We start from the raw sequence: 23,488 nt of genomic DNA, 5'->3' as shown, positions 1-23,488 counted from the left end.
GCTAAGTTATGTTGTAGGGGCGAACACGGTTACCAACTGAATATGAGACTGGATGTCTGAAAAGGGCCGAAAGCGGAACGGGAGCTTCACAATTTCGACACCAGCCAACGGCATCGGCCCTTCCCTTTTTCGGACTCGATATCCATTTCTGACGGGTCGAGCCATCGCGCCGGAGCATACTGGCTTTCAGCAGACAGCGATGTCGCTCCCGAAAGCGTCTGAAAGGGTAACTTATGACGATCACTGGAGCTCAATGCCGCGCTGCTCGCGCGCTGGTCGAATGGACCCGCGAAAAGCTCGCCAGCAATTCAGGCGTGGATGCGCTGGCCATCGAGGAATTCGAACGACGGATCACACTCCCCGACTACGAAGTCTGTAATAGGCTCCAAATCGCGCTCGAAGGCGCCGGCGCCTTTTTTATTGCCGAGAACGGCGGCGGTATCGGGGTTCGCCTGAAACTAAACCGCTCCGAGGTCAGGCGGATCAGCGTTCTCGAGAATGAGGGGGGCATCGTTGGCACGGATGCCGTTCCATAGATCCTGGGCAGGGTCCTCAACGGTACACCGCGCGCGAGGCGATGTAATCGAAATCAGCGAGCCCACCGCTGCTTCTGGGTACACTTTGAACAGTCTGCTCTTAGCGTGGTCGTTTGCGGGAAACTCATGGCACGCGCGGCGCTTCACGGGACCGCAGCGAGGGCATGGTGGCGTCCCGCTCAATTCGTGGTGACCGCGGATTCCCAAGACGAACAACGATGATGATCCATGCGGACCTTGATCAACTTCGGATAGGCGGTACCGCAAAAACATCCACGTCGACCGAACGCAGAAGGCTTTCTGTCACGCTTCCCAGAAATAATTTGATGAAGCCCGAACGGCTATGCGTTCCGATCACCAGAAGATCGGGCGCCACCTCGTTAATTGCCTCCATGATCGCCTCGACCGGGCCGCCTTCCCTAATTTGCAGCGACCAATTGTCGACGTCAAAGTCGTTCGCTTCCAGAAATGCTATGAGTTCTTTTTCCACCTGCGAACGTTCTGTCGCCACGTAGCTCGCCAACTCGTCCTTGCCTATTCCGGCATTTGACATTTTTCCCTTGGCGAAGGCATCGAACCCATGGACCAGCGAAAAACTGGCCTCGCCTATCAATCCGGTTTCCTTCGCCGTGCTTATTGCGCGCGCCGACGGCTCGGACATATCCACGGCAGCCATCACTTTTTTGTAGGAATGTTCTACCTCAGCATTCACCATGAGCACTGGGAATTGTCCGGTGCGGATCACACGTTCGATCGTCGTTCCCACAAAGACATCACGGAGCAATTGCTTGCGGTGCGCGCCCATGACAATGAGATCGACCCCGCGCGCCTCGGCCGCATTCAAAATGCCGCGGAACGGATTCCCGGTCACGACTGCGAAATCACATTGGAGTCCCTTCAACTCGGCGATCGAGGTCATTTGTTCTGCAAGATATCTTCGGGCCTCGCGGGTTTCGAGCCGGACTATGGCTGAGGGTTGGTCGTCGTCGACGACATGGACGAGCGTGAGTTCCGCGGCAACGTTCCGGGCCAGAAGGCCGGCCCGCCGCAATGCCCGTTGTGACCGGGTGGAAAAATCTGTCGCCGCAAGGATTTTCATGCCAGGTCGGTTCCGTCTTCCTCGTCCATGAGATCACCATCCCCTTCCTTCGGGAGACTTTGGGTAGTGATCTAAGTGACGATGGTCTCGTTTGTCCGCCGAGTCACCCCAGGCGCTGGCTCAACTGTTTCAAGGTGCCGCTTTTGGCAGGTCTTGCGGCTGAGCCTGCCATTGTCCGCCTTGACTTCACGAATTACGTCACCAACTATACCTATATGAACGCCGCAGCCAAATTCTGTCGTGATTTTCTTTTCCGGGTTTGCCCCATCGCGGGATCTTAACCCCCGGCCCGGCTGCCAATGCGCCCCGAGCCGAGGGGTAACGCTCAATCGACATGTTAGGATCAGCAGGGCTCCAACCTTTTGGCGCACTGGGATCAATTTCCGAAGTCGCCTGTCCGCCACCTTTGATGGCGGCTGAGCCAGTAGAAATATGAGCATTAGATGCAGAAAAACTCGAAAATCCGGCGCAAGCCGAATATCCGCATCTCGCAGTCGGATCATGCGCGCTTATCGGTGCTCGCGAGCACTTTCGCCGCACGATATCCGGAGGCTTCCGATGAGCTGCTCGCCGAGCTCGAGCGCGCGAGGATCGTCGCCGATGGTTGGGTCTCCGCCGGTACCGTCCGGATGGGTTCAACTGTGACGTTCAAGCCCGACACCGGTGATCGGAGAACGGTAACGCTGGTTTTCCCTGGCGATGCTGACATCTCCGAAGGCAAGGTTTCGATTCTTACACCGATTGGCACAGCCCTGATCGGCCTCTCGGCTGGACAGTCAATCATGTGGACCGCCCGAGACGGGCGCCGGCACGAACTGTTGGTGCTTGGTGTGACCCAGCCCGCCCCGCAAGGTGATGGAGTCAGTCAGCTCGCACCTGCGTCTCCAACGATGGCGGCGAGCGTCTGACATGGGCGTCTCCGTCCGTCTCCTCAATCATGCAGGCAGCTTGATCGCGGGAGTCTGACCCCTGCGCCGGCTCATCTCGGTCCGGCACAGGGGTACTTCCTCACATCCGATCAACTGCAGTTGCCGGATCGCCTTGTGCGGGCCGGCTGGAGACGTACCATGCCCAATATAGACACCTGCCAACTGACCACCAAGGATTACACGATTCTTCAAGTGATACGGGAACGCCATCCGATCCGCGACGAAACCTTCTCGACTATTCTCCAGCGGAAGATTTCGAGCGCAGTTGTCATGTTTCGCGATGACATCCCAGCGAACGTCGTGACACTCAGCAGCCGCGTGGCCTATCGGGTGAACGACGGTCCTGCCGAAACCCGCATCGTCGCACATGACCAGATGCGCGGTCTGGTTGGCATGCTTTTGCCTATCACCAATCCGCGAGGCCTGGCGTTGCTCGGTCTGGCCAAGGGGCAGTCGATGTCCATTCCGACAGCGGACGGGATGCTTGAAACGCTGACGGTGCATGAAGTGGTTTACCAACCAGAAGCCGCAAGGCGCGAGAGACTGAAACTGGCGGGAGTTGCTGCATCGGATTCGCTGCGGCTGGATGGACACGGTCCGCGGGCCGTCCATCGTTCCGATGAACCGCACGACGAAGTTCAGAACAAGGTTGCGGCGGCTTTCAACGCCGGGTTCGACGACCCGGGGCCGTCGGCTGCCTGAGGGCTCGACTATGCCGAAGGCTGTGAAGGCGGGTAGACAAGCATTCCATCGGCTCCTGCCCTCACGCCGTCGGTGAGTTTCGCCGGCACGACCTTGTCATGGCTCATCAGATGAAAAACGGACTCGCCGCGGCTGATCAGGTAGTCCGCGACGATCCTTCTGTGACAGCGCCACCACAGCGCTTCCGAGCACATGACGGCACACTGCCGCTCCCTGCCGAGCGATACAAGCCGGGCCAGGCCGTCATGAAACTCCGCCGACAACGCGTAGTCGGCGTAGTTGTGAAAACTCTGGTTAATCCAGAACGCGTTTAGCATTGGTGGAATGTCATGCGCCTTGCCCCGCAGGCCGCCAAGCTCGGCAATGTACTCATATCCAATGCCGAACGGGGCCAGGCTTTCCGCAAGCACCTCGGTGTTGAATTGCGGGTTCGCCCGCGAGCGTCTGACGGTTCTTATGTCGATTACCAGGGCGACTTCTCCCACATGCAGCAGGGCAACGAATTCTGGAATCGACCTGGTCGAGTGACCGATAGTGTAAAACGGATAAGGCATTTTCTCCCTTGTCGACCCACAGCCAGCCATGTGGCTTCGCGCCTGGGAGGAACGATCATCCACAACGTGTTTAAATCCGCCTCGCGCCTCCTGCAGTCCCTCACTCCCGCGGCATGCTCCCGAATAGATGATTCCGGCGCCTTGCGCGACCTCGAGCCTACCTGACTCAATATCGGGAGCTGCGGCGCCGATGCGGAAATATTGCCGGCATCAGTTGTGCTCCGTCGTGGCTATTTGATTCCTGAGACTCGCCCCCCGGCGTGCAGATGTGCGCTCACAGTTGTCTGCGTACAAAGGCGACCGCGGTCTTCCAGACGCTGCCCGAATGACGATTTCAAGCAAGGTGCGGGCGCGATTGATGCCCACCAGCTCGCTTGCAAGAGCAATAAATTTGCACTTACGCGGCATTTAATTCCGTTTGCCTTCCTCTTCCCTCCGTAGCACGTTTGGGGCGGTACGGAGCTGGCGCCTCGGAATGTGGCGGCGGTTTCTTCGACAGAAAGCTCGCGGCCATGCACAGGCGGACCGCTGGCCATTGGCTTACGCCCGATCGGCTCCAAAGCCCACGACATTGCGATGGACGCAATGTCACGGACGACTGAAAACACGAAGCAGACAGCGCCTGGTTCTCCGATCGCGGCGGATGAATGCCGTCCCTCGCGAGAGCCATCAGGCTTGCCTGCAATGAAAGGCAGGTAGCGCACCATGTCGAATCCAGCGGCAGCGATGGAAGGCCACAAGCCCCGGTTTCTGGTCAGGTGGCTGTACTCGACCAACCACAAGGACATCGGGACGCTCTACCTGCTCTTCTCGATCTTGGCGGGGATTCTCGGCACCGCGCTTTCGATGCTGATCCGGATAGAGCTCCAGGAGCCAGGGCTGCAGATATTCAGGGATCCGATGGCCTACAATGTCGTGGTCAGCTCCCACGGCCTCATCATGATCTTCTTCGTTCTCATGCCGGCCCTGATCGGCGGCTTCGGCAACTGGATGGTACCGATCATGATCGGCGCACCCGACATGGCGTTTCCGCGCATGAACAATATCTCGTTCTGGCTGCTGGTGATGGCGTTCATCCTCTTCATCACCTCGATGTTCGTGCCGGGAGCGCCAGGCACGCTCGGCCATGGCGGCGGCTGGACGCTCTACCCGCCGCTTTCGACCTCCGGCCAGCCTGGTCCCGCGGTCGATCTCGTCATCCTTTCGATCCACCTTGCGGGAGCGTCATCAATCCTCGGCGCGATCAACTTCATCACGACCATCTTCAACATGCGCGCGCCAGGAATGACGATGCACAAGATGCCGCTCCTTGCCTGGGCGATGCTGGTGACCGCTTTCATGCTGCTGATGTCGCTGCCGGTGCTGGCCGGAGCGATCACGATGCTGCTCACGGACCGCAACTTCGGCACGACGTTCTTCGTTCCTGATGGCGGCGGTGACACGATCCTCTACCAGCACCTGTTCTGGTTCTTCGGCCATCCGGAGGTCTATATCATGATCCTGCCCGGCTTTGGCATCATCAGCCACGTCATCTCGACCTTCGCCAGGAAGCCAATCTTCGGCTATCTCGGCATGGCGTATGCGATGGTGGCGATCGGCCTGATCGGCTTCCTCGTCTGGGCGCACCATATGTATACGACCGGCATCTCCCTCGACAGCCAGCGCTACTTCGCCTTCGCCTCGATGGTCATCGCCGTTCCCACAGGCGTGAAGGTGTTTTCGTGGCTGGCCACAATGTGGGGCGGATCGATAGAGTTCAAGACACCGATGCTGTGGGCTATCGGCTTCGTCTTGCTCTTCACCGTCGGCGGCGTCACCGGGATCATGGTCGCCAGCCCCGGAATCGACCGCTCGTTGCACGACACCTATTTCGTGATTGCCCACTTCCACTATGTGCTGTCACTGGGCGCGGTCTTCGCCATCTTCGCTGGCTGGTACTACTGGTTCCCGAAGATGACCGGATACATGTACAGCGAGACGCTCGGGAAACTGCATTTCTGGACGATGTTCATCGGCGTCAATCTCGTCTTCTTCCCGCAGCATTTCCTCGGCATGGCCGGCATGCCGCGCCGCTACGCTGATTATCCCGATGCCTTCGCCGGCTGGAATTTCGTCTCCTCGATCGGCTCCTACATCTCGACCGCGGGGCTGTTCATCTTCTTCGTCGCGGTCGCAGAAGCTTTCAGCCGCAAGCGCTTGGCCAGCGCCAACCCGTGGGGCGAAGGGGCGACCACACTTGAATGGCAGCTGCCGTCGCCGCCGCCATTCCATCAGTGGGAAAGGCTGCCCCGGATCCACTGATATGGGCATCTTCGACAAGTCGATGGGTGAATGTCATGAGCGAGACCTCAGACCCGACCAGCCAGATCCTTCTCGTTGCGATTCTCGCGCTTTATTGGGCAATGCTTGGGAGTTGGAGCCAGCTCCTCTCCCGCTGGAACGACGAGAGGGCCAAGCGGGACACTGCAGCGGCGCGGCGGGACGAAAGTGCCGAACACACATCCTGTGCGGACATGTCCCAGGATGCGCTTCGCAAGATCGACCCGGATTTCGATCTCGCGGCATTTCTGGCCGGCGCCAGGAGGGCCTATGAAGCGATACTGCGGGCGTTTGCGGAGAGTGACATCCAGACATTGCAGCGCCTCGTCGGGCCGGAAGTGCTTGATGCCTTCGAACGAGATATCGTCGGGCGGCGCGATCGGCAAGAGATGCTGGAACTCACCTTCATCAGGACAGACGAAACGAAGGTTGTCGATGCTTTCGTGGAGAATGGCACCGCTGAGATAGTTGTTCGATACGTTTCCGACGTAGTCAGCGTTACACGCTCTGCCGACAATGCAGTCGTCGCCGGCGATCCCTGGGAGATCGTTGAGATGATCGATACGTGGACGTTCGCCTGTCAAACCCAGTCAAGGAAGCGGAACTGGATGTTGATCGCCACCGAGGGCGAACAACAACAAGCCTGAGTTCTTGCGATAGGGTCCGGCGGCAGGCTTGTCACGGTTAACGAGCACCAACCCAGCGGGCTGGGATGCGTTCGCGAAATCTGTCAGCAGGTGGGATGCACTCCGCCATCGGTGCCGGCGATCAGTTCGACATGAGCCCGTTCAGCCGATCAGCTTCAAGTAGCGAGCGGGTAGCGCCGCCGAAGATCCACTCCCTGAACCTGCTGTGGCCATAGGCGCCGGATATGACGAGATCCGCGTTCATTGCGCCGGCGACGTCGGCGATCGTTCGGCCATTGGATTTTTCCGGAAACACCTCCGCCTTGGCCTCTACGCCGTGCATGTCCAGGAAGGCGACAACATCGTCCAGCCCGTTCCAGGTTTGGTCAGTTGGGCCATCGTCGATCGTAATGACCCCAACCTCCTGAGCCATCCGCAAAAGGGCATGGCATCTAGAACCGCGCGCCTGGCTTCACGCGTGTCCTTCCATCCGACCAGAACCTTGTTGATGCGGAAATTCTCCTGGTTGGTCGCTGCCACAAATACGGCCGTCCGGCCTGAAGGATCAGATTGCCGAGGTCGGTCGACCGATACGCGTCGTCGAAACTGGCACCCTCCGGCGATGCTGTGACGATGACATCGGCCAACCGCGCCGATTCAATTAGCGAGCGGGTCGGATTGCCCACGGTCCCACGCCATTGCGTATGAACCGTCGTGCCAGCAATGCTTTCGAACTGCGCGTGTAGGTCCTCGAGCCGTCGCTTGATGTTCTTGCGCTGGCGCATCATGCTCTCGCCTTCGAAGGCCACTCCACCTTCCATTACAACCGGCGGCGGAACGTCGGCGGCCGACAGACCTATCAGGCGCGCGTCGAAGCGCTGGGCGAGATCGACTCCGAGCTTGACAACAGGAGCGACCATCCCGTCGATGTCGAGGTTGAGAACGATCGACTTGTAGCCCATGTTGGCTTTTCTTCCGTTGGTTGCGGTTGATCGCGGCGCCGGAACGCAAACGTCAACAGGGCCCGCCGCGAGATCCGGCAAGGTTTCAACAAACTCAAGGACGAACGATGGTTGGAGTGAGGAGTTCGCCGGCCGGCGCGATCGTCAGGTCCCCGCCTACTCGAACATAATCCGAGCGGTGCCTCTTTTGGCGATCAAGGCTCTGCGAACTTCCTGAACCCGTTCAGCCTCTCGTTTGGTATAGGGGCCCATCGGCCGGGTCTTTTCATTGCCGCGACGGACCTGGCAGTACCAACGATCGCTGTCGGAGAAGATTGCGACCGACGTCGGCATCTGATGGGACTCTTGTTCGGCAACCTCCTTGGCGAACTCGACGATCTTGGAATGATGCTGAGTGGGCGCAATGATTTGCAAATCCCTGGCAACGTCCTGTTGCAATGCGGACATAGATCGGTCTCCCTTTCGGTCACGGTGACATGCTCGGCTGCGTCATTCTCGGTGCGCTCCCACCCGTGCTCGAGAGCGCGTTCTAGCTTGCCGTTTGGCGCTCCATTTCCAGCTCGGCCTGCAAACTTTCCAGGTCGCGGAAGATCGAGGCGACAGCAAGCGTGCGCCCCTCCCGTTTGAATCGGAGCAGGCAATCCCTGGCCGCGACGTCTCCATCGACCGAGATCTCGTCCCATCGCTCGGCATGGCCGACATAGTTGATGGGCACATCGTAATGCTGGCTCCAGAAGAACGGCACAGCCGCGAACCTCTCGCGATGGCCAAGCATGTTGAGTGCGGCGGTGCGACCTTGTCTCTCCGCAACCACCCAATGCTCTACCCGAAGATTCTCGCCACTATGCGGATCGGGCCACCGGGCAATGTCGCCGGCCGCGAAAATTCCGGGCGCGCTTGTTTCCAAAAACGCGTTCACCGCAACGCCGCGATTGAGTTTGAGCCCGGCCTTTTCGGCGAGACCTATGCGTGGCCTGACGCCGACGCCGGCCACGACGAAATCCGCCATCAACGTGCCGCCGCTGCTGAGCTTCATCTTGTTGCCGCCGATGCTGGCCGCAGTCGCCTCGAGATGGAAGACGACACCCTTCTCCTCATGGAGGGCGCGGATGAAGTCGCCCATCCGCGGACCCAGGACCCGCTCCATAGGCCGTCTGTCCGGCGCTACGACATGAACGTCGATGCCGCGCGAGCGCAGCGCCGCCGCAACCTCGAGGCCGATGAAACTGGCGCCGAGCACGGCGCAGCGTCGCGCATTCGCGGCCCGCTCGATAATCGCCTTGCAGTCGGCGAAAGAGCGCAGCGTGTGGACAAATGATTGCTCGGCTCCGGGGGTAGCAAGCCGAACTGGTTCGGCCCCCGTGGCAAGGAGCAGCCTTTCGTAAGAAATCGTGCTGCCATCCGACAGCACAACCTCGCGGGACCGCGGGTCGATGCGGTCGGCCTTTGTGTCGAGACGCAGGTCGATGTTGTTTTTCGAATAATACTTCTCGCCGCGCAGCGGAATCCAATCCTGCGGCGCCCTGCCGGCGAGATAGTCCTTTGAGAGGTTCGGTCTGTCGACGGGCGGCGCCTGGTCATCGCTGATCATGGTGATGCTGCCCTGGTATTGCTCACGCCGCAGTGTCTCGACGGCAGCGAAACCAGCCGCGCCACCCCCGACAATGACAATTCTTTCCGGAGCCGCACCGCCATCTCGCACCACCGGTGCCGTTCGCTTACGCTTCTCGACCACGAATATCTTGCCTTCTCGCTGTTCCACAGACCAGCAGGCGAGCGGGCTGAAGGCGGGCGCGCGCAGCGCCTCGCCCGTGCGCAGATCGAAGCACGCGTGATGCCACGGACACCGAACCGTGTCTTCTGCTACCAGACCGTCGACGAGCGGCCCGCCGTAATGCGTGCATGTCGCGCTGACCGCGAATACCTCGCTCCCGCGGCGCACCAGCAGCACCTGCTCGTCGCCGCAATGGCCGACGAGCTTGCCGCCATCCTCAAGATCGGCGATCGCGATGCCCTGAACCAGATCCGGACCGTTTGCCTTCGAATGGCTCCCAGCCATTTTCGTCTCCGTTGGCGATTCTCAGCGCAAGATCGATAACTGGAGCCTCGATAGACTTCGCACGCCCTGAACATGTTCCATCCAGGCGCGCCTTCAGACCGACGCTTTCGTTTTCACCGGAGCTCCCGACTAAAGCGGAACCGCTACGTCCCAGTCTCCTGCCATCCAGGGCACCATGCAAACGAATTTAGTGAGCGATTGAATGCATTTTTTGTGTTGGATTCCAGGAGCATGTGATGGACGGACGAAGTGAGGACAAAGTGAACATGCCGGCCACTTTGAGGCTGTCGGTGTCACCACGGCGCGTGTTCTCGACCAGCCCGTCCCTTGGGCTGCTCACGGCTCAAGTCGGACCGCCGGCCAGCAAGTTTTAAAGGATCGCTTGCCTGGTCTTGCCCCAGTCCGCGAGAAAGGATGCCAACCCCTTGTCGGTGAGTGGATGCTTGGCAAGGCTCCGAAGTACAGTTGGGGGAATGGTCGCAATATCGGCGCCTGCAATTGCCGCAGCTTTGACATGGAGTGGAGTGCGTATTGAAGAAGCCAGGATTTCCGTCGTGAAGCATGCGTCGTTGTCGTAGATCGCGCGGATTTCCCGGACCACTTCCATGCCGTCCAATCCGAGGTCGTCGAGCCTGCCGATGAAGGGCGAAATGAACGTCGCGCCCGCCTTGGCCGCAAGCAATGCTTGGTTTGCGGAAAAGCACAGCGTGACATTGACCTTGTGGCCGAGGCGAGCGAGCGCCCGACAAGCCCTGAACCCATCCCAGGTGGATGGTACCTTGATGGCCACGGTGGTCGCGATGCTCGCCAAACGCTCTCCTTCGGCAATCATGCCGTCGAAGTCGGCCGCGGTGACTTCCGCTGAAACCGGGCCTTCGATCGTCCCGCAGATCTCCTTGATCACATCCCTGATCGGCCGACCGGTCTTCGAGATGAGCGACGGGTTCGTGGTCACCCCATCGACAAAGCCTGCCGCGGCAAGCTCGCGAATTTCAGATATATCGGCTGTATCGACAAAGAATTTCATTGTGCGTCTCCTCGATGATTTGATGAACCTTGCTCGGTTTGGTTCCAGAAAAGTGATTTGAACCCGCTGTAGTGGTCACACGCCCCATGTCCTTGATGGCACAAAGGCAGGGCGGCGCGACGTCTCTAGCGATGTCCCAGCAAAATCTCTCTCAGGACGACGGCATCGTTGTGGGCCTCGTCATGAGCCGAGTAGACGAGCGTGACAGGGCCGTGTCGTATCAGGTCGCGGAGCCGGTCGAGCTCATCGCCATGCGCGTGGATTTCCGCCGCATATCTCCGACGGAATTCGTCCCAGCGGGCGGGATCGTGTCCGAACCATTTCCGAAGCTCGGTGCTTGGCGCGAGTTCTTTCATCCAGCAGTCGATGCCGGCATCGATCTTCTTGACCCCGCGCGGCCAAGCCGGTCAATCAGCACCCGCGTGCCATCGTCGGCAGCTGGGCTCTCATAGGCGCGCTTCAGTTTTATGCTCTCGTCGATGGCTTTTCCGCTCATCCGTCCGTCTCCTTTCGTTGACGGCATCGAGAAGCCCGGAGAACTCGTTTCGAAGGATCATCTCGTCGGCTTGATCGGATACGATGACGAAGATGCTGCCCCGATACCGTTCGATCCAGTGATGGCCGGTTCCGTGGCTTCGCAGGTAGTCGCCGATCTGATGAACGGTCGAATACCCCAGGCCCTGATGCAGGAGGAATTTCATAAGATTGTGCTTTGCAAGCCGGACAGATCGTCCCTGGCTCAGGGAGAGGCCTTCTGTCCTTGGGCGTTGAATTGTTTCAGATAGGCGATCACATCGGCGATCTCCTGGTCTTTGCTGAGACCAGCGAATGTCATCTTCGTGCCGGGCACCAACTTGCGCGGCGCGTGCAGATATGTGGTCAGCGTCGGTTCATCCAGGTCAGGCCCGAATTCTTGTTCGCCGCGGAATAGCTGTAACCAGGGTAAGTGCCTGCCGCACGGCCAACGACGCCATTCAATACCGGCCCTACCCCGTTCTTGGCGTCGGGCCCGACCGCATGGCAGGCCCTGCATCTCTTGAAGACCGAGGCGCCGGCGTCAGCATTGCCAGGAGATTTGTCCTGCGCCTGCGCAGAGCCGACTGCGGTGAGAACCGCGGTCGTCAATCCAAGAATCGTCGATCTCATCTTCGCGTGCTTCAATCAGGGGCGGCTTGGTTGTCGCCAAGCCACCCTGGTTATGTCGGTATTCGAAACGCACAGCCTGCCGGATCCGAAGCTTGGATCCGGACCCGGCAGACTTGCCTCAGGAGGGAACCAATGGGCCGGGGTTCTTCAGATAATTCTTGATCGCGTCCGCCGCCCAATAGGCAAGAGCGCCCACCGGTCCGGTCGGATTCTTCCCGGCGTTCTGCGGAAATACGCAGGCGCCGGTGACGAATACGTTCGGGACATCCCAGACCTGAAGATGTTTGTTCAGGACACTGGTGGTGGGGTCGGCGCCGAAAACGGCCCCGCCGGTATTGTGAGTGCTCTGATAGGGAACGATGGAATAGGGCACCGGCGGAATGCTCCGGTCGACCCTGATCGCGCCCATCTCCTTGGCGATTGTCACGCAGATGTCGGCCTGGCGGTTCATCTGCTTTATTTCGTTATCCTGGAAATCGAACGTCATCCTCATCAGCGGGCGTCCGAAGATGTCCGTATAGGTCGGATCGAGGCTGAGATAGTTCTGCCTGTAGGCCATCACCGCGCCTTGATTGCCAACGTTGGCAGCATGGTCATAGTTGTCGACCACTGCTTTCTTCCAGTCCGAGCCCCAGCGCGGCGTGCCATGGGGTGTCGGATGTGACTGGATAGGCCGGGCGCCCGAGTTGCTGCAACTGATACCGCCGCCGCCGATGTATCCGGCCTTCACGAAATCGTAGTTGTCGCCGTTGAAATCATCCATGCAGGTGCCGAGCGCGCCGGCGCCCATGAAGCGGTTCAGGATGGTCTTCTTGTCGAAGAAGGCGGTAGCCCCGCCGCCACACTGGTAGGCATAGTTTCGGCCGACCACGCCTTTCCCCGTGGCGGGATCGTAAGGAACGCCGATCCCCGACTGCAGCAGCAGGTTGACGTTGCCGAGCGCGTAGGCCGACAGGATGATGAGGTCGGCAGGTTGTACGAATTCTCGCCCGCGAGCGTCGAGATAGCTTACGCTGACGGCCTTCTTGCGGATCGAATCGAGATTGACCTTCAGCACGATCGAATTTGTGCGCAGTTCGAAATTCGGATTCTTCAGCGCCAGCGGAATAACGGTGAAATGTGGGCTGGCTTTTGCATTCGCCTCGCAGCCGAAACGCTCGCAGTAGCCGCAGTAGTGGCATTGGCCGAACGCCACGCCATCGGGATTGACGTAATCGCGAGACGCGTTGGACGAGGGGTTTGGGAAGGGATGGTAGCCGAGATTGCGGGCCGCCTTCTCGAACATCACCATGCTCTGCGCGGCGATCATTGGCGGGTTGGGATAATCCTCCTTACGCGCGCCCTCGAAGATATTGCCGCCGTCGATTTTCTTGCCGTTGAGATTGCCGGCCTTGCCGGAGGTGCCGCAGGTCTTTTCGAACTTGTCGTAATAGGGTTCGAGATCGTCATAGGTGATCGGCCAGTCCTGCAGGTGCATGTCCGAAGGGATGATCTTTTCGCCGTACTTGTCGACGGTCCGGGTGCGCGCCTGATGATCCCATTCGAGCCAGCGCCAGGTCACGCCGTTCCAATGCACGCCGGCACCGCCGACACCCTGCCCTGGCAAGAACGAGCCGAGTTGACGCATCGGCAGCGCCGTTTGCGATTCACTATTGCGGAATGTAATGGTTTCCCGCCGCACGTTCTGCATGAGGTCGTGGCGGGCGGCGTAGCGCAGTTCGTCGTGGATTTCAGGATCGATGAAATCCGGATTGGTGTCACGCGGGCCTCCCCGCTCAAGGGCGACGATCTTGAGCTTGGTGGATGCAAGCTCCTTGGCAATGATGCCGCCTGTCCATCCAAGACCGACAATCAGCACATCGACCGGGTTCAGTTTGGTGGCCATGTCAAAGTCTCCTTTTTCTTGCGGCGATCAAATGAGGTCCTGGATGCCCTTCGGTTCAGCCTTGTAGGGCTTGTTCCGGAACGGCTCGATCTTGTCCACGTACATGGCATCTGCGCCGGGGAAGCCGATCATCTTCCAGGCAGCTGCGTCCTTGTTCCCGCCGTACATCGGGTCCGCGAAATAACCCTCGATCGTGAGCTGCAGAAGGAGGCTGAAGAAGGTTGCAGCGGGCACCGTTGGAAGCTCGGTCTTCGTGGCCTCAAGGTCCGCCATAACGGCGGCGCGGTCCTTTGCCGAAAGGGCCGCGAAGCTGTTCTTGTGGCTTTTCTGTACGACGGCATTGACGTCGGCGATTCCCGCCCGGATCAGTTCCGAGGGCGTCATCGGCAATTGATATCCCTGCCCGGGCGTACCCTCGCCGAACGGCCCTTCCAGATAAAGCCGGTCGCCCTTGCCGTATCCGCTGGCCATCTGCCGGTCGATGTATGTCGCCACGCCAAGCTCCTTGGCTCCGGGACCGGCCGCATCCTTTGGAATGAGCGTGTCGACCGCCGCCTCGACGAAGGCGGATTCGTCGACATTGAAGAATTCGTAGCCACCGCCTCGGGCACGAGGTTCGGCGGCGTGATGGTGCTTCGTGTCCGTGGCGGCAGCTGCCACGATCTCGTCCGCCGATGTGGATCCGCCAAACGGCAGGGTGCCCGCTGCCGCGCCGGCTGCGCCGAACAGTTTTAGAAAGTCACGACGTCCGACATCGCCTTGGCCGTTCTTTTCTTTCGTCGACATGATCGCTCCTGTGACACTGCGGGCAAAACGAGGGTGAGGATGGAAAGGCCTATGCCCGCTCCATCCCGGCGCTGCGCCGCATTCAGCGCTCAATCCGGTGAGTATTCGGAGAGCCTAATGTTCGCGCCTACTATGTGGCAAACGAAATTCATTGACATTTAAGCGCAACTTTTATGCTATCAGCGGTCATGGATATCGAACTCGCTCGCACCTTTGTTGAGATCGTCTCGACCGGGAGCTTCATTCGCGCCTCGGAGCGCTTGAACGTCGCCCAGACGACCGTCAGCGCACGGATCCGCAACCTCGAGCAACAATTGGGCCGACCACTCTTCGTTCGCCACAAAGGCGGCGCTTCGCTCACGCCCGCGGGTGAGCAATTTCTGCGGCACGCTCCGATGTTCGTCCAACTATGGCAACGCACCCTTCACCAGGTTGCCGTGCCTACGGGACGCCGGGCTGTTCTGACGGTCGGCAGCGAAGTCAGCCTTGCGCAACCTCTTCTGCTCGATTGGGTCCGATGGATGCGCCGCTCGCTTCAGGATATTGCACTTAGAGTGCATGTCGATGTGCCACAGGACCTGATCAACCAGGTCGCCTCGGGAATGGTCGACATAGCCATCATGTACGCGCCCCCACACAGACCGGGCTTGAAGATCGATCTGCTTCTTGAGGAAAAACTGGTTCTCGCGACCACCAACCCCGAAGCGCAACTCCTGGACGGATCCGATTATGTCTATATGGATTGGGGGCCGGATTTTGAGCTTCATCACGGCGTGAATTTCCCGAGTGCTGCGCCGGATCTTTCCTTCGACCTCGGTCCGCTCGGATTGAACTATGTTCTGGCCGCTGGCGGGTCCGGATATTTCCGAATGAGCTCTGTGCAACCTCACATAGAAGCCGGCCGGCTTCATCTTGTGCCTGAAATGCCCCAGTTCTCCTATCCGGTGTACGCGGTGCAATCCGCGAGTGCGGATGAGAGCGTAGTAGGTCCTGCCCTGTCAGGATTACATGCCGTTGCAGGCGGCGACGTTAAATTCTAGTCATTCTTGACGAGGCTTTGACATCCGGTCGGATTGACGGGAACAGCAGGTCGACTGTCGTCCCAATCCCCGGCTCGCTTGCAATGCGAACATGGCCGCCGATCATACGCATCAATGCGCGCACTTGCGGCAGCCCCATGCCGGTACCTTCCTCACCCTTCGTGGTGAAGAAAGGATCGAACGCGTTTCGCAACACTTCGGCGGTCATGCCGCAACCTTGGTCCTTGACGCTAACGCAGACATAGGTTCCCGGCCCCGGCGGATCGGGTGTCGCGGTCTCCTGCACCAACGGTCCGGTGATGACTCTGATCTCGCCGCCATTTGGCATGGCATCGCGCGCGTTGACGACGAGATTAAGCACTGCGGTGTCGAACAATGCGGGATCGATCAGGCAGTCGGGAGTTTCTGCACCGAGTTCAAGCTCGACGCGCACATCGGGTCCGCCGCCGTACCTCAGCAAAGGCGCGAAGGATCTGAGGAATTCATTCACGTCGCCAGCATGAGCATCAAGTTCCTGGTGCTTTGCAAAGGCGAGGAGCTGCGAGGTCAAATCGATCCCGCGATTGATTCCTTCCCGCGCCAGCGTGATGCAGGCCCTCACACGGTTGGGCTCGTCGGCTCTTGCTTCGGCAAGCCTCAGGCCAGACTCGATGACCGCCAGCAGGTTCCTGAAGTCATGCGCAATGCCGCCAGTCATCTCGCCCAATGCAGCAAGCCGATTCCTCGCACGCTCGCGTCCCTCGACTACGGCCCAGCCATCGATAGAAGCGTCCAGCAGCTGAGAGCGCCCGCCTCGCGCAGCTTGAGACCGCGACTGATTTTCGCATGTATGCACGTCGCTTGCCATGAGAGCCGTCCCCCAATCGACGACAGCCGGGAACTCGTGCCCCGGTCTGACGCAGCATCCAATCCTTCCTTGTTTCAGCCCGGTCCCGCAGGCGTGGTCTAGTCGCGCCGGACGAACCCTCGTGCCATGATGTCTTCGACTTTCGGAAATGCATCGAGGGCCGCCTCCGGCAGATCGCCATTCGCGCCAACCAGCTCGCTCCAGCCATGTGCCTCGGGCGTGCCGACGATGATACGTCCGACCATTCCGGCGTGCTCATGCGGGATGCAATAGTAGTCATAGACCCCCTTCTCGGTGAAAATGACCGAAAAGCTCTCGTTGGGCAGGAGGTAGTCGGAATCCCACGGTTTTGCCGCCTTGGGCATGCGGCGCGGTCTCTCGAAGTTCGTCGGACTGTAGGCAGTCGCCGTGTGCGAATTGCCGGAATTGAGATTCGTCCAGCGCACCGTCTGTCCCGGTTCGACCAGGATGCCGATCGGGTCGAACCAGACCTGTGAGCCGTCGTCGCGGCCTCGCATTCTGATTTCCACCACCTCGTCGGCCCACGCGACCTGGGGAGAGAGGGAAAGGGCAGCCACAAGCCCGCCACCCCCGCCCAGTACCTGACGACGTGTGACGCTCATTTGGCGACACGTGCTTCGTCGGCGGCAGAGACGTGCCACAACACGACGTGGGCGTGCGGTTCCGGAACGCCGGGATGCCCGGCATTGTAGTAGATGTCGACATGGTCGACATTGCCGCCCGGCGCCTTGAGGTCGTCCAAACGCTTGTCCGGATTGAGATCCTTGATCGGCAGCATGTAGATGGTGCTGACAAGCTTGCCGTCATGGTCATAGGCAAGGAACGGGCCGGCAGGCAATGTCGTCGGATCGACGAAAAGTTGGCCCATGCCCGGCAGGAAGTCGGGCAGCTTCACGAGCTTGCTGACCTGTTCGTAAGGAGCCGCTGGTGGGGCTTTGGTGACCTCATCCGCCGCCATGGCGCAAAGCGAACTGCCCGCTGTGAAGGCAACTGCGAGGATGAGTTTTTTCATCACGGTATCTCCTTGTTGAACTAAAAATGCGACCACCGTTGATCTATAGGAAGGTCGACAACTGATATTCATTGGTGAGACGGCCTTATCGCGTCCAACCAGCAAGCAGGAGACTGTTCCGGTCGTCAAACGAAATTAACTGTTGTCTCAGTGCACTATTTTTGCTCGTCAGGTCGCGTACGGTTTGCTTGATTTCGAAAAATCTTTCACTACCTTCAAACTGCTATGCGTATTTTTAACCTCGATTTCCGGCGAATGCCGAAACGCCTCAAAACGGGCCATTAACCCGGACGCGAGAGGGCCCTGGCTTCGCGTCCGGGACGGCCAGGATCTGAACTTCATTCGAAAGTGATTTCGGCTCTGCCTAAGCAGCGCGGCTGAACACTCATTTGCGCTTGCGTTTGGATCGACGCGGAGGTTTGACCCCGATGATCTCCCCCATCTTGTCGGAAGAAGACATCTCGCTTGACCTTGTGACAAAGGGAAAGCAATCAGCCTTGTCGAAAATCGCGATCAGGATCGCTCGAAGGAGTGGACTTGACGAGAAGGTGGTTCTCCGCGGTCTTTTCGACCGCGAGCGCCTCGCCTCGACCGGCATCGGTCGTGGCGTGGCGATCCCGCACGCTCTACTGGATAACATCTCCTCGCCTGTCGCGTCTTTGACACGCTTGGTCCCGCCTGTGGATTTCGACGGTCCCGACGACGACCCAGTCGATCTCATTTACACTATCCTTTGGCCGCGCTCAGCCTCTTGCGCCTTCCTCCCTGCCCTTTCGCGAATATGCCGGCTGCTTCGGGCATCTCAGGTTCGAGAGCGGCTCCGCCTTGCACAATCCGCAGATGAGGCGTTGACGGTTCTCGAAACTCAGCTGCTCCCGAGTTCCACCAATTTGCATATTTCCCCGGATCAGATGCTCGGACAGCGGACCGACAGCTTTCGCGTACCAACGAAGCCTACCGGCGCGGTCACGATCACCGCCACGCCGGCAAGCATTGCCGAGACTGTAAACATCACCACGGTCGCATTTGCTATGGCGATACTGGGACAAACATTCCTGTTTTTATGTCCTTGAGGACAACATTGGTGTGCATTCGCTTGATCTGTGGATTTTGGGACATGATCTGCGCGGTGATCTCGTCGTACTGCTCCACATCCTGTGCCGTGATGATTGCAACGAGATCCACTGATCCAGTCACATAGTAGACCTGTTGGATGTGATCCTGTTTCTCGACCCAAGCCCGGAATTTCGATAGAGCATCGTAGTTTTCGCGCTCGATCTCCATTCCGACAATGAACGTCATCGGACTTCCAGCAACCTTGCGGTCCACAAGGGCGATTTCCGCGGAGATGATCCGTTCCTCCCGCATCCGCTTAATGCGACGCTGAACAGCGGACGCTGAAAGGCCAACCATCTCTCCAATGGCTTCCGCCTTCATCTGACAATCCCGCTGCATGATCTCAAGGATGGTTCGGTCGAACTGATCCAGTAACTCCGATTTTCTCCTCGCGCCTGAGACTTTCCGCTGACTATAGTTCCCAATCGCGGTCAATCGTCAAAATTTGGCCGATGCTCGCTTCTCCCGCGACAATTGATGAGTTTTGCGCGTTCCGGGCATTTTGCCGGCTCAGCGTGCAGGCTGACCAGTTCTTTGGCCATTCTGCGAGCTTCGACCTGCCTCTCGGCTCGTTCATCATCATCCATCGCTCACGAGAGGAATTGGCATGACACAGTACAATATCGCGCTTATCGGTTTCGGCGGTGTCAACCGCGCCTTGGCCGAGCTGATCGCAGGAAGCAATGATCGTTGGAATGCCGAACTCGGCTTCCGTTTAAACATCGTCGCTGTTACCGATCTCCATCTCGGCTCAGTCATTTCTCCCAACGGCATCGACGCGCGCATGCTGGTGGAAACCAGATTCGCGAGGGGCGGGTTCGCACAACTGTCCGGCGGCAGTGCCGAAGCCGACAACGAAAAGGTCATCAAGCAGGCTCCGGCTGACATTGTCGCCGAGGCGACCTTCACCAATCCGGTCGATGGCGAGCCGGCCGTATCCCATTGCCGTTGGGCACTCGAAAGCGGCAAGCACGTCGTCACAACCAACAAGGGCCCGGTTGCCCTGGCGGCCACGGAGCTGAAGGCACTCGGGGCGCGGCACGGCGTGATGTTTGAACATGAGGGGGCTGTCATGAGCGGCACCCCGGTCATTCGTATGGCCCAAAGGACGCTCGCGGGCGCCGGGCTTCATGGTTTCGAAGGGATTCTGAACGGCACCTCGAACTTTGTTCTTGGCCGCATGGAGGGCGGGCTTTCCTTCGCGGAGGCGGTAAAAGAAGCAAAGGACCTCGGTTATGCGGAAGCCGACCCTACTGCCGATGTTGAAGGTCACGATGTCCGGTTGAAAGTCGTCATCCTCGCAAATGAACTACTCGGTGGAAAGCTGACGCCGCAGGACGTGGACTGCAAGGGTATTTCGGGCCTGACCGTGGCCGATATCGACGCGGCGACGCGAGAAGGCTATCGCTGGAAGCTGATCGGCTCGGCCTCGGTTCGCCAGGACGGTGGTATCGCAGCCCGTGTGGGACCGCAGCGCCTTGCGCTCGATCATGCGCTCGCCGCCGTTGGCGGGGCGATCAACGCCATCTCGCTCAAGACAGACCTTCTCGGCGCGGTGACGGTGACCGGACCCGGCGCAGGCAGGGTCGAGACGGCCTATGCGCTCCTCTCGGACATCATCACCATCCATCAGTGCCGCCCTTCCGCCGACAAGAAGGAGGCCGCGTGATGACCGCTGCAAAATTGCGTGTCGCCGATGTGTTCGAGCAGATAGCCGTCAGAAATCCCTATGATGGAACGGTGATCGGCAGCGTCGAAAGCACTGCTGCCAACCAGATTGCGGCGCTCATAAATCGCGCCAAAACCGGAGCTGTCTTGTCGCGAGCGCTGCCGAGACACCAGCGAGCGACTATATTGGAAAAGGCCGCCCGCGCCGTCGAGCGCCAGAACGAGGATTTTGCCCGCTTGATTGTACGGGAAGCCGGCAAAACCATCGTCCAGGCCCGCAAGGAAGCCTCTCGGTGCGTCAACACGCTGAAGCTCTCCGCGGAAGAAGCAAAACGCAACGCCGGTGAGGTCATTCCGTTCGACGCTTACGCCGGTTCCGAGGCGCGTCAAGGCTGGTTCACGCGGGAGCCGCTAGGGATCATCGCAGCGATTACTCCTTACAACGACCCGCTCAATCTCGTCGCCCATAAGCTCGGGCCGGCAATCGCCGGCGGCAACGCCGTCTTGCTGAAGCCGTCCGAACTGACCCCGCTTTCGGCGATCCGCCTTGTCGAAACGCTGGTCGAAGCCGGGTTGCCTGAGGAGATCATCACGGTCGCTGTCGGCGGCGCCGACCTGGGCAGCGCGATCGTCTCGGCGCGCGATGTCCGAATGGTGTCGTTCACCGGAGGTTTTGCGACCGGAGAAGCAATTGCCAGGACAGCAGGGCTGAAGAAGCTCGCCATGGATCTCGGCGGCAATGCACCTGTCGTAGTCCTGGCGGATTGTGACTTCGCCAAGGCGGTCGATGCGTGCGTGTCGGGCGCGTACTGGGCTGCCGGCCAGAATTGCATCGGCACCCAGCGGATTATCATCCAGGCGCCGGTCTATGAGCGGTTCCGTGAAGCGTTCGTGGCTGGTACGCGCAACCTGCTTGCCGGCAATCCAGAGCGCGAGGATACCGACGTCGGCCCGATGATTTCGGAACAGGCGGCCAAACGCGCGGAGACGATGGTCGACGACGCCATTGCCGCGGGAGCAAAGCTCCTGTGCGGGCACCGTCGAGCAGGAACAGTCTATCAGCCAACCGTGCTGGAAGGTGTGCCGAAGACATGTCGATTGTGGGCGGAGGAAGTCTTCGCGCCCGTCGTCCTCCTGCAATCCTTCGATACACTCGCCGATGCGATCGTGATGGCGAACGGTCCCGAATACAGCCTGCACGCAGGCGTCTTCACCAACAACATCGGCGACGCATTGGATGCCGCCGGGCAGATCGAGGCAGGAGGAGTGATGATCAACGACTCTTCCGATTATCGATTTGATGCCATGCCGTTCGGCGGTTTCAAGTATGGCGCCATGGGGCGTGAAGGCGTTCGCTTTGCCTACGAAGAGATGACACAGCCAAAGGTCATCTGCATCAATCGAGCCTAGCTGTCTTTCTCCCGCAAAAGAGCCGCCTTGAGAGCTCATTTTCCGCGCGTCTGACCACGAATACGCGGGAAAGCCGCATACCGGGCCGGGTACTATCCGGCAAAACCCAATAAGAATTCCATAGGGAACTACAGGCATGACGAAAAAGGCTCCTCCTGCCTTGCTCGTGGATAATGTCCACAAGAGCTACGCCAAGCATGAAGTCCTGAAGGGAATATCGCTGTCGGCTGAGAAGGGCGATGTCATCTCGCTCATCGGGTCTTCGGGGTCAGGCAAAAGCACCTTTCTGCGGTGCATCAACTTTCTCGAGATTCCGGATCGCGGCCGCTTTGTCATCAATGGCGAAGAGGTTCTCATGAAGTCCGGCCAAGGCGGACGGGGGTATCCGGCCAACTGGCGGCAGATCGAGCGTATGCGGACCGGCCTGGCCATGGTGTTCCAGAGTTTCAATCTCTGGCCCCACCTGACGGTGCTCCAGAATGCCATCGAGGCCCCGGTTCATGTGCTGGGGGTGAGCCGCAGCGAGGCGATCGATCGGGCCGACAGTTTGCTTGCGAAGGTCGGACTTTATGAGAAACGGCACGCCTATCCGGCCTTCCTGTCGGGCGGCCAACAGCAGCGCGCGTCCATCGCTCGTGCCCTTTGTGTCGACCCGGCCGTGATGCTGTTCGACGAGCCTACTTCCGCCCTGGATCCTGAACTTGTCGGCGAGGTCCTGAAGGTTATCCGAGATCTCGCGGACGAGGGCCGAACGATGCTCCTCGTGACGCATGAGATGAAATTCGCTCGCGACGTCTCCAGTCACGTGATGTTCCTGCATCAGGGGCGCGTCGAAGAAGAAGGGTCGCCGGATCAAGTCTTCGGTGCGCCGATAACTGCCCGTTGCCGAGAATTTACCGGCGCGTTGAGCGGCTGACCCTCCCTGTTTCCAACCTGACGAAAACTCAAGAAAGGGGAATTGAATGAAATTGCTGTCCATCCTGCTGACAGGGGCCGCGCTCGCCCTGTCAATCGCCACTGCGAGTGCCGAAGTTCGCTTTGGCATCATGAACGAAGCCTATCCGCCCTTCTTCACCAAAGACCCCTCCGGCAAGTGGGTCGGCTGGGAAATCGAGCTGATGGATGCTGTCTGCGCCGAGATGAAGGAAACCTGCTCTGTCGTCGACATGTCCTGGGACGGCCTCATTCCAGGGCTTCAGGCGAAAAAATTCGATGTCATCTGGTCGTCGATGTCGATCACCGACGAGCGCAAGCAGACGATCGACTTCACCGACAAATACTACAACACGCCGAGCAAACTGATTGGCGCCAAGGATGGCACGACCGGAGCTTCGCCGGATGATGTTTCGGGAAAGACGATCGGCATCCAGGTGTCGACCATTCAGTCCGAATACTACAAGAAATATTTCGCCGACAAGGCATCGGAAAAAACCTACACGACGCTCGATGAGGCGTTCCAGGATCTTGCCGCTGGCCGGATCGACTACGTCTTCGGCGATTCCATACCGCTGTCGGAACTCCTCAAATCCGACTTCGGCAAGGAATGCTGCAAGGACATGGGAAATGTGAAAGACGATCCGGCCATCCTTGGATCGGGCATCGGCGGTGGACTGAGAAAAGGCGATCAGGCACTGCGCGAGAAGCTCAATGCAGCAATTACGGCTGTCAGAGCAAACGGAAAGTATGCGGAAATCTCGAAGAAGTACTTCGATTTCGACCCGTACGGTGAATGAGTGTGGCTACG

At 59.3% G+C, this 23,488-nt stretch carries 26 protein-coding genes and 1 pseudogene; 11 read left to right on the top strand and 16 right to left on the bottom strand.

Going from position 1 to position 23,488, the window contains the following annotated elements; all coding sequences use genetic code 11:
- Window positions 1–233: 233 nt before the first annotated feature.
- Window positions 234–536: a hypothetical protein gene (locus P9230_RS29735; protein WP_067330561.1), complete on the top strand. Its 303-nt coding sequence runs from the start codon at window positions 234–236 to the stop codon at window positions 534–536.
- Window positions 537–777: 241 nt separating this feature from the next.
- On the opposite strand, the gene P9230_RS29730 is transcribed toward P9230_RS29735, so the two are convergent.
- A complete protein-coding gene (locus P9230_RS29730) occupies window positions 778–1,635 on the bottom strand; it encodes a universal stress protein (RefSeq protein WP_082954130.1) in 858 nt (285 codons plus the stop codon).
- Between the two features lie 443 nt (window positions 1,636–2,078).
- On the opposite strand from P9230_RS29730, the gene rnk reads away from it, so the two are divergent.
- On the top strand, window positions 2,079–2,543 hold the full coding sequence (gene rnk, locus P9230_RS29725) for a nucleoside diphosphate kinase regulator (protein WP_067330551.1): 465 nt from the start codon (window positions 2,079–2,081) through the stop codon (window positions 2,541–2,543).
- Window positions 2,544–2,702: 159 nt separating this feature from the next.
- Complete coding sequence (locus P9230_RS29720) at window positions 2,703–3,266, top strand: nucleoside-diphosphate kinase (protein WP_067330548.1); 564 nt, start codon at window positions 2,703–2,705, stop codon at window positions 3,264–3,266.
- 8 nt (window positions 3,267–3,274) lie between these two features.
- On the opposite strand, the gene P9230_RS29715 is transcribed toward P9230_RS29720, so the two are convergent.
- On the bottom strand, window positions 3,275–3,820 hold the full coding sequence (locus tag P9230_RS29715; protein ID WP_278121491.1) for a DUF488 domain-containing protein: 546 nt from the start codon (window positions 3,818–3,820) through the stop codon (window positions 3,275–3,277).
- A gap of 705 nt (window positions 3,821–4,525) precedes the next feature.
- Between P9230_RS29715 and ctaD the strand changes: the two genes are divergently transcribed.
- Both ctaD and P9230_RS29705 read left to right on the top strand, forming a co-directional pair.
- Entirely contained in the window at window positions 4,526–6,121 is a 1,596-nt protein-coding gene (ctaD, locus tag P9230_RS29710) for a cytochrome c oxidase subunit I (RefSeq protein ID WP_278121490.1), read from the top strand.
- A gap of 35 nt (window positions 6,122–6,156) precedes the next feature.
- Window positions 6,157–6,786 (top strand): Tim44/TimA family putative adaptor protein, encoded by a 630-nt coding sequence (locus P9230_RS29705; RefSeq protein ID WP_278056371.1) that lies wholly within the window; start codon window positions 6,157–6,159, stop codon window positions 6,784–6,786.
- Between the two features lie 121 nt (window positions 6,787–6,907).
- On the opposite strand, the gene P9230_RS29700 is transcribed toward P9230_RS29705, so the two are convergent.
- From P9230_RS29700 to P9230_RS29655, 10 genes and pseudogenes are all read right to left on the bottom strand, one after another.
- The gene (locus tag P9230_RS29700) at window positions 6,908–7,198 is read right to left on the bottom strand and encodes a universal stress protein (protein ID WP_278121489.1); all 291 of its coding nucleotides are present in this window, start codon (window positions 7,196–7,198) and stop codon (window positions 6,908–6,910) included.
- A 19-nt stretch (window positions 7,199–7,217) separates the two neighbouring features.
- Complete coding sequence (locus tag P9230_RS29695) at window positions 7,218–7,727, bottom strand: hypothetical protein (RefSeq protein ID WP_278121487.1); 510 nt, start codon at window positions 7,725–7,727, stop codon at window positions 7,218–7,220.
- A 156-nt stretch (window positions 7,728–7,883) separates the two neighbouring features.
- Window positions 7,884–8,174: a hypothetical protein gene (locus P9230_RS29690; protein ID WP_278121485.1), complete on the bottom strand. Its 291-nt coding sequence runs from the start codon at window positions 8,172–8,174 to the stop codon at window positions 7,884–7,886.
- An 82-nt stretch (window positions 8,175–8,256) separates the two neighbouring features.
- Window positions 8,257–9,786, bottom strand: coding sequence for an FAD-dependent oxidoreductase (locus P9230_RS29685; RefSeq protein WP_278121483.1), 1,530 nt, complete (start codon window positions 9,784–9,786; stop codon window positions 8,257–8,259).
- 370 nt (window positions 9,787–10,156) lie between these two features.
- Window positions 10,157–10,813, bottom strand: coding sequence for a fructose-6-phosphate aldolase (gene fsa / locus P9230_RS29680; protein WP_278121481.1), 657 nt, complete (start codon window positions 10,811–10,813; stop codon window positions 10,157–10,159).
- A 125-nt stretch (window positions 10,814–10,938) separates the two neighbouring features.
- Window positions 10,939–11,309 (bottom strand): annotated as a pseudogene (locus P9230_RS29675) (DUF488 domain-containing protein).
- Complete coding sequence (locus P9230_RS29670; protein WP_127241940.1) at window positions 11,260–11,514, bottom strand: hypothetical protein; 255 nt, start codon at window positions 11,512–11,514, stop codon at window positions 11,260–11,262. The pseudogene P9230_RS29675 and the gene P9230_RS29670 overlap by 50 nt, the downstream one beginning before the upstream one ends.
- A 178-nt stretch (window positions 11,515–11,692) precedes the next feature.
- The gene (locus tag P9230_RS29665; protein WP_347404015.1) at window positions 11,693–11,959 is read right to left on the bottom strand and encodes a c-type cytochrome; all 267 of its coding nucleotides are present in this window, start codon (window positions 11,957–11,959) and stop codon (window positions 11,693–11,695) included.
- Window positions 11,960–12,077: 118 nt separating this feature from the next.
- Window positions 12,078–13,844: a GMC family oxidoreductase gene (locus P9230_RS29660; RefSeq protein WP_278121479.1), complete on the bottom strand. Its 1,767-nt coding sequence runs from the start codon at window positions 13,842–13,844 to the stop codon at window positions 12,078–12,080.
- Window positions 13,845–13,871: 27 nt separating this feature from the next.
- On the bottom strand, window positions 13,872–14,630 hold the full coding sequence (locus P9230_RS29655) for a gluconate 2-dehydrogenase subunit 3 family protein (protein WP_067330512.1): 759 nt from the start codon (window positions 14,628–14,630) through the stop codon (window positions 13,872–13,874).
- A gap of 188 nt (window positions 14,631–14,818) precedes the next feature.
- Here P9230_RS29655 and P9230_RS29650 point away from each other — a divergent pair, with 188 nt between their 5' ends.
- The gene (locus P9230_RS29650) at window positions 14,819–15,670 is read left to right on the top strand and encodes a LysR family transcriptional regulator (protein WP_095800316.1); all 852 of its coding nucleotides are present in this window, start codon (window positions 14,819–14,821) and stop codon (window positions 15,668–15,670) included.
- Here the strand turns inward: P9230_RS29650 and P9230_RS29645 are convergent.
- From P9230_RS29645 to P9230_RS29635, 3 genes are all read right to left on the bottom strand, one after another.
- Window positions 15,660–16,517, bottom strand: a complete 858-nt coding sequence (locus P9230_RS29645; RefSeq protein ID WP_082954127.1) for an ATP-binding protein — start codon at window positions 16,515–16,517, stop codon at window positions 15,660–15,662. The genes P9230_RS29650 and P9230_RS29645 overlap by 11 nt on opposite strands.
- A 98-nt stretch (window positions 16,518–16,615) precedes the next feature.
- Window positions 16,616–17,140 (bottom strand): plastocyanin/azurin family copper-binding protein, encoded by a 525-nt coding sequence (locus P9230_RS29640; RefSeq protein WP_278121475.1) that lies wholly within the window; start codon window positions 17,138–17,140, stop codon window positions 16,616–16,618.
- Complete coding sequence (locus P9230_RS29635) at window positions 17,137–17,550, bottom strand: DUF5602 domain-containing protein (RefSeq protein WP_127334739.1); 414 nt, start codon at window positions 17,548–17,550, stop codon at window positions 17,137–17,139. Before P9230_RS29635 ends, P9230_RS29640 begins: the two co-directional genes overlap by 4 nt.
- 428 nt (window positions 17,551–17,978) lie before the next feature.
- Between P9230_RS29635 and P9230_RS29630 the strand changes: the two genes are divergently transcribed.
- Complete coding sequence (locus tag P9230_RS29630; protein WP_278121472.1) at window positions 17,979–18,623, top strand: PTS sugar transporter subunit IIA; 645 nt, start codon at window positions 17,979–17,981, stop codon at window positions 18,621–18,623.
- On the opposite strand, the gene P9230_RS29625 is transcribed toward P9230_RS29630, so the two are convergent.
- Window positions 18,580–19,092, bottom strand: coding sequence for an Lrp/AsnC family transcriptional regulator (locus P9230_RS29625; RefSeq protein WP_278121525.1), 513 nt, complete (start codon window positions 19,090–19,092; stop codon window positions 18,580–18,582). The two genes, P9230_RS29630 and P9230_RS29625, sit on opposite strands and share 44 nt — an antisense overlap.
- A gap of 181 nt (window positions 19,093–19,273) precedes the next feature.
- Here P9230_RS29625 and P9230_RS29620 point away from each other — a divergent pair, with 181 nt between their 5' ends.
- The 4 genes from P9230_RS29620 (at window position 19,274) to P9230_RS29605 (ending at window position 23,477) form a co-directional block, all read left to right on the top strand.
- Window positions 19,274–20,335, top strand: coding sequence for a homoserine dehydrogenase (locus tag P9230_RS29620; protein WP_127324140.1), 1,062 nt, complete (start codon window positions 19,274–19,276; stop codon window positions 20,333–20,335).
- Entirely contained in the window at window positions 20,335–21,744 is a 1,410-nt protein-coding gene (locus P9230_RS29615; RefSeq protein WP_278121471.1) for an aldehyde dehydrogenase family protein, read from the top strand. The genes P9230_RS29620 and P9230_RS29615 overlap by 1 nt, the downstream gene beginning before the upstream one ends.
- Before the next feature lie 136 nt (window positions 21,745–21,880).
- Window positions 21,881–22,660, top strand: coding sequence for an ABC transporter ATP-binding protein (locus P9230_RS29610; protein WP_278121470.1), 780 nt, complete (start codon window positions 21,881–21,883; stop codon window positions 22,658–22,660).
- A gap of 46 nt (window positions 22,661–22,706) precedes the next feature.
- A complete protein-coding gene (locus P9230_RS29605) occupies window positions 22,707–23,477 on the top strand; it encodes a transporter substrate-binding domain-containing protein (RefSeq protein ID WP_278111903.1) in 771 nt (256 codons plus the stop codon).
- Window positions 23,478–23,488 lie beyond the last annotated feature (11 nt).

The organism is Mesorhizobium sp. WSM4887 (assembly GCF_029625865.1).
GTDB lineage: Bacteria > Pseudomonadota > Alphaproteobacteria > Rhizobiales > Rhizobiaceae > Mesorhizobium.
The sequence above is the reverse complement of the archived record's forward strand: the minus strand, read 5'-3'. Positions and strand labels throughout refer to the sequence as shown.